A 9564-nucleotide genomic window follows, 5' to 3' on the forward strand; every position below is an offset into this window, starting at 1 on the left:
CCCGGCGAGCCGCGCCTGAACCGATATGGCCGTGCTCGTCGTTGGTCTGGCCCGCTTTGGGCGCCGGCCTGTCGCTGGGTTTTGCATTCGCTATGCCGGTGATTATTGCTGTGTTAGCGATACGGTGCGCCTGGAGTGGGCGTGCTGATTCGCGTGATCTTCCCGATCGGGTTCGCCCGTCTTTTCACACATCATCGCCGGTTCCGTGGCCGGGTGCTCTTCTCTGGGTTACTTGTCTTGAGCAAGCAAGAGAAGTGACTCGCGCTGCAGCGCGAAACCGGAGGTCGGCGAAGACGCCCGGGGCGGGGCTTTCCGCGCGCCTGTTCGGCGTTGCCAGCCCAGTGCACTGCTGACCCATATCTACAGCTGCTGGAACGCTCGGGACCCGCAGGACGCAATGGCCCCGTAATCCGCGAAGCGCCTTTTTCATGAACGCCGTTGGCGCGCTGCCGTAACGAGGGCGGTGAACAGCCGCCGCGAAGCCCGGCGATAAATCAGATATTCCGGGTGCCACTGAACACCCAGAACGGGGGCGCCGGCACGATCCTCGATCGCTTGCACGAAGCCGTCGGCGTCGCGCGCGGCAATCAAAAGCCCCTGGCCGAGGCGGGCCACGGCCTGATGATGCAGGCCGTTCACACGCAGGCTTGAGACCCCCAGCACCCGCGCCAGACGGCTGGCCGAGCGAATCGCGATCGGCTTGCAGGGCAGCGGGTTCACCCGCGCCGAGGTGGCCCGGCGCCGTGCGGTGATATCGGCGTGCAGGCTGCCGCCGGCGGCGACGTTGAGCAGCTGTGCGCCGCGGCAGATGCCGAGAATCGGTCGATACGCGGCGCGCGCGTTCCGGATCGCCTCCAGCTCGAACGCATCGCGCACTCGATCCGTGCCCCGATCGGTCTCGACAGCCGCGGCGTACCAGTCGGTCGCGATATCGTCACCGCCGCCGATCACGATGCCATCGATCCGGGCCGGCCAGGGGCGGTTCGGCGTGGCGCGCACCGGCCGGCCGCCCGCCAGCACGATCGCAAGGCCCGCACACCACCAGCCCGGCGCCCATCGCCTGGCCTTGCCGGTTACGGCGATCCGCGGCCGGCTCATGGCAGGGTGCGCTCGAACTGTTCGCGCCAGCGACCGAAGGGATCGCCGAGCGGCGCATCCAGGGTCGCGCAGTAGTCGGCGCACACTGCGCCGAGCCGCTCGCGATCGGCCGCCAGTTCCTCGATCACCCACCAGTGGTTCCACGCCGGATGCAGATCCCAGCCGGGCTTTTCGATCTCGCAGTTCGGCAGCCGATAGTGCAGCGTCGGCCGGGCCTTGACCAGCGCGTCGCCGATCACCGCATCCACGCGCTCGGCGTCCAGCCAGGCGAACAGCGGCAGCATGTCCAGCGCCCGGTTGCGGCTGGCGTTGACAGCCAGATAATCATCGATCAGCGTGGCGAGGTCCGGCGCATAGTCCGCGTCACAGATGCGCCGGGCATAGGCGCGATCGTAGGGCTGGATGTAGGGAAACACGCGCCGACTGATATCGATCTCGCTGACCCCTTTGAGCCAGTCGAAGGCGACGACGAACGCGCGCATGTAGTCCAGCAGCGTCGCCGCATCGGTGTCCGGCACTTCGATATTGAAGTGCAGGCCGAAGGCATAGATCGCGGATACGTTCGTGCCGCGCGCGCCGGCCGCGCGCAGATCCGCAATCAGCGGATGCAGTTCGTGTACCCGGTCGAGCGCGATCGGCGGCGCCACGATCTCCATGGGCACTACGTGCTTGGCCACCGCGCCCAGCAGGTCGTCGGACAGCTGCGCGATCTCGTCCCAGAAGCCCGAGCCGGCGTCCTGACGGCCACGCGCCTTGAGGTAGGCATAGTCCAGTTCGGCCGTGAAATCGCCGAACGCGGTGTCGGCCACGGTGTATTCATACGCGCTATGCGGTACGATTCGACCGCCAAGCACGGCCTGTATTCGCATCGCCATGCGCTCGATCGCCAGGCCGGTTAATTCAAGTTCCACGCCGATCCGGCGCCCGACATGCGCTTGCGTATGGCGCCGCGAAGGCTGTTTCAACGGTGTGTTGGCCGTATCGGCGAGAGTCAGGCTCATGGGATCGTGCGATGCAACATATTCAATACAGCGTTGAATATGCCAAGCCCGGTCCGGCACGGCTAGTTGTCGCTATTCCGAGTGCGGGCGTAATATTTGCTCGCAACAGACCCACTTAAATGCTTTGTCGAAGGAGCATGGTATGGCTCAAGCGAGCGCCCACCCCGAGCATGTGGATGACGGCTCCGACGTCGATCCCCAGGAATCTGCGGAATGGCGCGATGCGCTTGACGCGGTCATAGAATACGAAGGCCCCGAGCGCGCGCATTTTCTGCTGGAGATGCTCATCGAGCGCTCCCGCCGCTCCGGTGCCCAGATCCCCTATTCGCCGAACACGGCGTATGTGAACACCATCCCGCCGCACATGGAGGCCGCCTCGCCCGGCGACCCGGCCATCGAGTGGCGGATCCGTTCCTACATCCGCTGGAACGCGATGGCCATGGTGGTCCAGGCCAACCGGCACCACGCCGGCGTGGGCGGCCATATCGCCAGCTTCGCCTCGGCGGCCACGCTGTATGAAGTGGGCTTCAACCACTTCTTCCACGCCCCGAGCGAAGAACACGGCGGCGACCTGGTCTTCTTCCAGGGCCATTCCGCGCCGGGCTTCTACGCGCGCTCGTACCTGGAAGGCCGGCTGACCGAAGACCAGCTCTACAACTTCCGCGCCGAATCCACCGGCAAGGGGCTGTCGAGCTATCCGCACGCCTGGCTCATGCCGGACTACTGGCAGTTTGCCACGGTGTCGATGGGTATCGGTCCCATCAATGCGATCTACCAGGCGCGCTTCATGCGTTACATGGAGCATCGCGGCATCGAGAAGACCGAAGGCCGCCATGTCTGGTGTTTCTGCGGCGACGGCGAGATGGACGAACCCGAGTCCAAGGGCGCCATTGGCATGGCGGCGCGCGAGAACCTCGACAACCTTATCTTTGTGGTCAACTGCAACCTGCAGCGCCTCGACGGCCCCGTGCGCGGCGACTCCAAGATCGTCGACGAACTGGAAGGGTTCTTCCGCGGTGCCGGCTGGAACGTCATCAAGGTCCTGTGGGGCTCGCTCTGGGACGGCCTGCTGGCCCAGGACCACGAAGGCAAGCTCGTCGAGCTGATGAACAACACGGTCGACGGCGAATACCAGGCCTACAAGGCCCGCGGCGGCAAGTACACACGCGATGAGTTCTTCGGCAAGTACGAGGAGACCAAGAAAATGGTCGCCTCCATGTCCGACGAAGATATCGGCCGGCTCAACCGCGGTGGCCACGATCCGCACAAGGTTTATGCTGCCTACCACCAGGCGGTGAACCAGGACAACGGCAAGCCGACGGTCATCCTGGCCAAGACGGTCAAGGGCTACGGCATGGGCGAGGCTGGCGAAGGCCAGAACATTACCCATCAGCAGAAGAAGATGGCCGAGGAGGCGCTCAAGGAGTTCCGCGATCGTTTCGAGATCCCGATCTCGGACGACAAGATCGCCGATGCGCCCTTCTACAAGCCCGACGACGACTCCGAGGAGATCAAGTATCTCCACGCGCGCCGCAAGGAACTCGGCGGCTACCTGCCGCAGCGTCGCACCGAGGGCGACAAGCTCCAGATTCCCGAATTGTCTGCCTTCGACAAGCTGCTCCAGGGCTCGGGCGATCGCGAGATGGCCACCACCATGGTCTTTACGCGCATCCTGCAGATCCTGACCCGCGACAAGAACATCAAGGACCGCGTCGTCCCGATCATTCCGGACGAAGCGCGGACCTTCGGCATGGAAGGCATGTTCCGCTCGCTCGGCATCTACTCGCCGGTCGGCCAGCTGTTCACGCCGGAAGACTCCGATCAGCTCGCCTTCTACAAGGAAGCCAAGGACGGTCAGATTCTCGAGGAAGGCATCACCGAAGCGGGCGCGATCTCGTCCTGGATGGCGGCGGCCACGTCGTATTCGAATCACGGCAAGACGATGATCCCGTTCTATGCCTTCTATTCGATGTTCGGCTTCCAGCGCGTGGGCGACTTCTGCTGGGCCGCCGGCGACATGCGCGCCCGCGGCTTCATGATGGCCGGCACCGCCGGACGCACCACCATCAACGGCGAAGGCCTGCAGCATCAGGACGGCCATTCGCACGTCATGTTCGAGTGCGTACCCAACGCCAAATCCTACGACCCGACCTTCTCCTACGAGATGGCGGTGATCATCCACCGGGGTCTGGTGGAAATGTACGAAGAAGGCCGCGACGTCTACTACTACCTCACGATGATGAACGAGAACTACAGCCACCCGGCGATGCCGGAAGGCGTGGAAGACGACATCATCGCCGGCATGTACAAATTCTCCGAGTCGGGCACCGACAAGGACAAGCAGGTCAACCTGCTGGGCTGCGGCACCATTCTTCGGGAAGCGATCGCCGCCGCCGAAATGCTGGAAGAGGAATACGACGTCGGCGCCACCGTGTGGAGCGCGCCGAGCTTCCCCGAGCTCAAGCGCGAAGGCGCCTCGGTCGAGCGCTGGAACATGCTGCATCCGGAACAGGAGCCGAAGCAGAGCTTCGTGGCCCGCAAGTTCGCCGACGCCAAGGGCCCGGCGATCGCGGCCACCGACTATGTCCGTGCCCTGCCGGAGATGATCCGGCCGTACATGCCGGTGGCTTATCACACCCTCGGCACCGACGGCTTCGGCCGCTCGGATACGCGCGAGGCGCTGCGCGAATTCTTCGAGGTCGATCGTCGCTGGATCACGGTCTGCGCGCTGAAGGCGCTGGCTGACGAAGGTAAGGTGGAACGCAAGGTCGTGGCCGACGCCATCAACAAGTACGGTATCGATCCGGAAAAGCCGGAACCGCTGACGCATTGATCCGCGCGTATCGCGAGGGGTAGAACGAACCAACCGAGACAAGACGACCGGATGTTTCATGTGAAACATCCGACTCGTCCAGCCAAGGAAACGCTTTATGGCGGCGCAGGAAATCAAGGTCCCGGATATCGGCGATTTCGACTCGGTCGAAGTCATCGAAGTGCTGGTCTCCGCGGGCGACACGGTTGAAAAGGAACAGCCTCTGATCACGCTCGAGTCCGACAAGGCGACACTGGAAGTGCCGTCGACGGTCGCCGGCAAGATCACCGAGCTGAAAATCTCTGAGGGCAGTACGGTCTCCGAAGGCGACGTCATCGCCATGATCGAGGCCGACGACGCCGCCGGCAGCGGTGACGACGCCGATGAAACCGGCGACAAGGCCGAAGCCGAGCAATCTTCGGAAGACGACGGCGCCGAACAAGCCAGCGCGGAAACGGGCAACGGCGGCGGCGAATCCGGCGGCGACACGATTGAGGTGAAGGTGCCGGACATCGGCGACTTCGATTCGGTCGAAGTCATCGAAGTGCTGGTAGCCGAGGGCGACACGGTTGAAAAGGAACAGCCGCTGATTACGCTGGAATCCGACAAGGCCACGCTGGAAGTCCCCTCCACCGCAGCCGGAAAGATCGCCGAGCTGAAGGTCGCCGAAGGCAGCACCGTCTCCGAAGGCGACGTCATCGCGCTGCTCGAATCCAGCGGCGGCGGCCAATCCTCGGGTGCCAAGAGCCAGCCACAATCGGGCGGCGACCCAACCAAAAAACAGCGCGACGACAAGGACAGCGAAGAGCCGTCGACGTCGCGTTCGGGCACCGCGCACAAGGACGACAAGCCGCACGATGCCGGCACTCGCGGCGGCGACCCGTCCCAGCTCAAGTCGGTGGATGAAGACCGCTTCGGCAAGGCCCATGCCTCGCCCAGTGTGCGCAAGTATGCTCGTGAGCTCGGCGCCGACCTCGGCCGTATCGAAGGCTCGGGCCACAAGGGCCGCATCACCTTCGAGGACGTGCAGTCCTACGTGAAAGGCGCGCTCGATCAAGTCCAGAGCGGCAAGAGTGCGGGAGCGGCCGCGCCGGCCGGCGGTGGCGGCGTGCCCAGCCAGCCGGACATCGACTTCAGCCAGTTCGGCGACGTCGAAATCACCGAGCTGTCCCGCATCCGCAAGATCTCGGCCAAGGCCGTGCACAAGAACTGGCTGCTCATCCCGCATGTCACCCAGTTCGACACCGCCGACATCACCGAGATGGAACAATTCCGTCAGGCGAACAAGGAAAAAGCCAAGGCAGACGGCGTCAAGCTCACCCCGCTGGCCTTCCTGTTGAAAGCCTCGGCGGCGGCACTCAAGGCCTTCCCGGATCTCAACAGCTCGCTCACCGCCGATGGCGAGTCCCTGGTGCACAAGAAATACGTGAACATCGCCGTGGCGGTGGATACTCCGGGCGGCCTGCTCATGCCGGTGATCAAGGATGTCGACAAGAAAGGCATCTACGAGATCGCGCGCGATCTTGACGATGTCTCGTCCCGCGCCCGCGACGGCAAGATCCGCGGCGACGACATGAAGGGCGCCTGCTTCTCGATCTCCAGCCTGGGCGGTGTCGGCGGCACGGCCTTCACGCCGATCGTCAACTCGCCCGAGGTCGGCATTCTGGGCGTGTCCAAGCACAGCTGGCAGCCGGTCTGGAACGGGTCCGAGTTCGAACCCCGGCTGATCCTGCCGTTGTCGTTCTCCTACGATCACCGCGTGATCGACGGCGCCAAGGCGGCGCGGATTACCGGCTACATCAGCGAGAAGCTGAGCGACCTGCGGACGCTGCTACTCTAGGGCGTGAGGAGCGCGTCTCGGAGGCTTCATGACCAAATCAGTCGAAGAATTGGAGCGAGAAGTCAGCCAGCTTGAAACGGCGGATAAATATCGTCTCATCCGCAACCTGCTGGCTGATGCAGATGGCGATAGCGATCCTGATGTAGACGACGCCTGGCTGGAAACGGTCAGGCGTCGTCATCAGCAGATCCGAGATGGCAAGGTGAAAACCCGCCCGGCTTCGGATGTCATGGCTGACGCCTACGCTCGCTTGCGTGATGGACGTTGAGGTTCATCCAGACGCAGAGGATGAGTTGAATGAGCAGGCTGCCTACTACGAAAATCAGGCGACCGATTTGGGGATATCTTTCCTGAGCACCTTCGGCAACACGCTTGACTTGATCGTGGAATTGCCGGAAATCGGCCCGATTTGGCGCGATATATATCGGCGCATCGGTTTGCGTCGATTTCCGCACTCGCTGTTCTATTTTGCTGAAGATCGAACAATTTTCGCGATGGCCGTGGCACATGATCGCCGCCGACCAGGTTATTGGCTACAGCGTTCCTTCGATCGTTAGCCCAATGGAAAAATGACCATCCGGGTTTCGGTCGTATATTTGATAGGCCCGGGTAGAGATTCAAGACAGGACAAACCATGGCGCAGGAAATCAAGGTCCCGGATATTGGTGATTTCGACGCGGTCGAGATCATCGAAGTGCTTGTCGCCGAGGGCGACACGGTCGAAAAGGAACAGCCGCTGATCACGCTGGAGTCCGACAAGGCCACACTGGAAGTGCCCTCCACCGCCGCCGGGCGGATCACGAGCCTGAAGGTCGCCGAGGGCGACACGGTCTCGGAAGGCGATTTGATCGCCCTGATCGAAGCCGCGGACGCAGCGGATGAATCCGACAGCGATGGCGGCTCGGCCGGCGACACCGCCGGGGCCGACCAGCAATCCGATGAGCCTCGGGGCGCCGATAGCGCGGCCGACGAGTCCGAAGACAGCGGCAGCCAGGGCGAAGACGAAACCGTCGAGGTGAAGGTGCCCGACATCGGCGATTTCGATTCGGTCGAAGTCATCGAAGTGCTGGTGGCCGAAGGCGATACGGTGGAGGTCGAACAGCCCCTGATTACGCTGGAATCCGACAAGGCCACGCTGGAAGTCCCCTCCACCGCCGCCGGTACCATCCGCGAACTGAAGGTCAAGGAAGGCAGCACCGTATCCGAAGGCGACCTGATCGCCCTGGTGGCCTCGGCCGCAAGCGGCGGTGGCAAGGCGGCGAAGAGCGAATCGAAATCTGGCGGGGATAAGCCGGCCGGCGGCGACAGCGCCAAGGCCTCATCCGGCGGCGCGTCGAAGTCCGAGTCCAAGGGCACCACGCCCGCCAGCGACCCCAAAAACGAAAAGCACAATTACGATTGCGATGTGCTCGTGCTGGGCTCCGGCCCCGGCGGCTACACCGCCGCCTTCCGTGCCGCAGACCTGGGCCTGAACGTCACCCTGGTCGAGCGCCACAGTGTGCTCGGCGGCGTCTGCCTCAACGTCGGCTGTATCCCATCCAAGGCCCTGCTCCACTCGGCCAAGGTGATTGAAGACGCCGCCAACATGGCCCGCCACGGTGTCAGCTTCGGCAAGCCCGAGATCGATCTCGAAAAACTGCTGGACTACAAGCAGTCCGTCATCGACCAGCTCACCGGCGGCCTGAAATCCATGGCATCCAAGCGCAAGGTGAACGTTGTCAACGGCACCGGCACCTTCGCCGACGACCACACGCTCAAGATCGACGGCAACGACGATACGAATCAGATCACCTTCAACAAGGCGATCATCGCGGTCGGTTCCGAGCCGGTCATGCTGCCCGGCTGGCCCGAAGACGAGCGCATCTGGACGTCCGAGGAAGCCCTCTCCCCCGACGAAATCCCCGGCTCGCTGCTGGTCGTCGGCGGCGGCATCATCGGCTGCGAGATCGCCAACGTCTATGCCGCCCACGGCACCGAGGTCGATGTGGTCGAGATGACGGATTCCCTCATCCCCGGCGCCGACAAGGACCTCATCAAGCCGCTCACCAAGCGCATGAACAAGCGCTGCGGCAACATCTGGGTGTCCACCAAGGTCACGGGCCTCAAGGCCAACAAGAAAGCGCTCAAGGCGACCTTCGAAGGCAAGGACGCGCCCGAATCCAAGAATTACGACCGCGTGCTGGTCGCCGTCGGCCGCAAGCCCAACGGCCACAAGATCGGCGCCGAGAACGCCGGCCTCGAAGTCAACGACCGCGGCTTCATCCCGGTCGACAAACAGTGCCGCACCAACGTCGCGCACATCTTCGCCATCGGCGACGTCTCCGGCGAACCCCAGCTCGCCCACCGCGCGACCCACCAGGGCAAGGTTGCGGCTGAATGCTGCGCCGGCGAAAAAGCGGCGTTCGACGCCAAGTGCATCCCCTCGGTCGTCTACACCGATCCGGAAGTCGCCTGGACCGGCGTCACCGAAACCCAGGCCAAGAAGGAAGGCATCGAATACACCAAGAGCGCCTTCCCCTGGGCCGCCAACGGCCGCGCCATCGGCCTGGACGCCACCGACGGCAGCACCAAGCTGCTGTTCGGCGCCGACGGCCGCATCATCGGCGCCGGTGCCGTGGGCTCGGGCGCCGGCGACCTGATCGCCGAGACCTGTCTGGCGATCGAAATGGGCGCCGACGCCCACGACATCGGGCTCACGATCCACCCGCACCCGACACTCGCCGAAACGGTCGGCATGGCCGCCGAGGCCGAGGCGGGCACGCTGACGGATCTGTATATTCCGAAGAAGAAAAAGTAGCGGCGCTGCTTTTCGG

The 9564-nt window shown here is 63.7% G+C and carries 7 protein-coding genes; 5 read left to right on the forward strand and 2 right to left on the reverse strand.

The window, feature by feature from the left end; genetic code table 11:
• Window positions 1–426: 426 nt before the first annotated feature.
• Both ACS8Y6_RS11825 and ACS8Y6_RS11830 read right to left on the reverse strand, forming a co-directional pair.
• Window positions 427–1098, reverse strand: coding sequence for a gamma-glutamyl-gamma-aminobutyrate hydrolase family protein (locus tag ACS8Y6_RS11825; RefSeq protein ID WP_440848829.1), 672 nt, complete (start codon window positions 1096–1098; stop codon window positions 427–429).
• Window positions 1095–2099 carry an amidoligase family protein gene (locus ACS8Y6_RS11830; RefSeq protein WP_440848828.1) on the reverse strand — a complete coding sequence of 335 codons (1005 nt, stop codon included), beginning with the start codon at window positions 2097–2099 and terminating at the stop codon, window positions 1095–1097. The genes ACS8Y6_RS11825 and ACS8Y6_RS11830 overlap by 4 nt, the downstream gene beginning before the upstream one ends.
• Before the next feature lie 142 nt (window positions 2100–2241).
• On the opposite strand from ACS8Y6_RS11830, the gene aceE reads away from it, so the two are divergent.
• From aceE to lpdA, 5 genes are all read left to right on the forward strand, one after another.
• Window positions 2242–4932: a pyruvate dehydrogenase (acetyl-transferring), homodimeric type gene (gene aceE / locus ACS8Y6_RS11835; RefSeq protein ID WP_440848827.1), complete on the forward strand. Its 2691-nt coding sequence runs from the start codon at window positions 2242–2244 to the stop codon at window positions 4930–4932.
• Between the two features lie 97 nt (window positions 4933–5029).
• Complete coding sequence (aceF, locus tag ACS8Y6_RS11840; RefSeq protein ID WP_440855626.1) at window positions 5030–6751, forward strand: dihydrolipoyllysine-residue acetyltransferase; 1722 nt, start codon at window positions 5030–5032, stop codon at window positions 6749–6751.
• Between the two features lie 28 nt (window positions 6752–6779).
• On the forward strand, window positions 6780–7019 hold the full coding sequence (locus tag ACS8Y6_RS11845) for an addiction module protein (RefSeq protein ID WP_440855627.1): 240 nt from the start codon (window positions 6780–6782) through the stop codon (window positions 7017–7019).
• On the forward strand, window positions 7009–7308 hold the full coding sequence (locus ACS8Y6_RS11850; RefSeq protein ID WP_440855628.1) for a type II toxin-antitoxin system RelE/ParE family toxin: 300 nt from the start codon (window positions 7009–7011) through the stop codon (window positions 7306–7308). Before ACS8Y6_RS11845 ends, ACS8Y6_RS11850 begins: the two co-directional genes overlap by 11 nt.
• Window positions 7309–7385: 77 nt before the next feature.
• On the forward strand, window positions 7386–9548 hold the full coding sequence (lpdA, locus tag ACS8Y6_RS11855; protein ID WP_440855629.1) for a dihydrolipoyl dehydrogenase: 2163 nt from the start codon (window positions 7386–7388) through the stop codon (window positions 9546–9548).
• Window positions 9549–9564: the final 16 nt, after the last annotated feature.

Source organism: Salinisphaera sp. RV14, assembly GCF_052044135.1.
In the GTDB taxonomy this organism is placed as follows: Bacteria; Pseudomonadota; Gammaproteobacteria; order Nevskiales; family Salinisphaeraceae; genus Salinisphaera.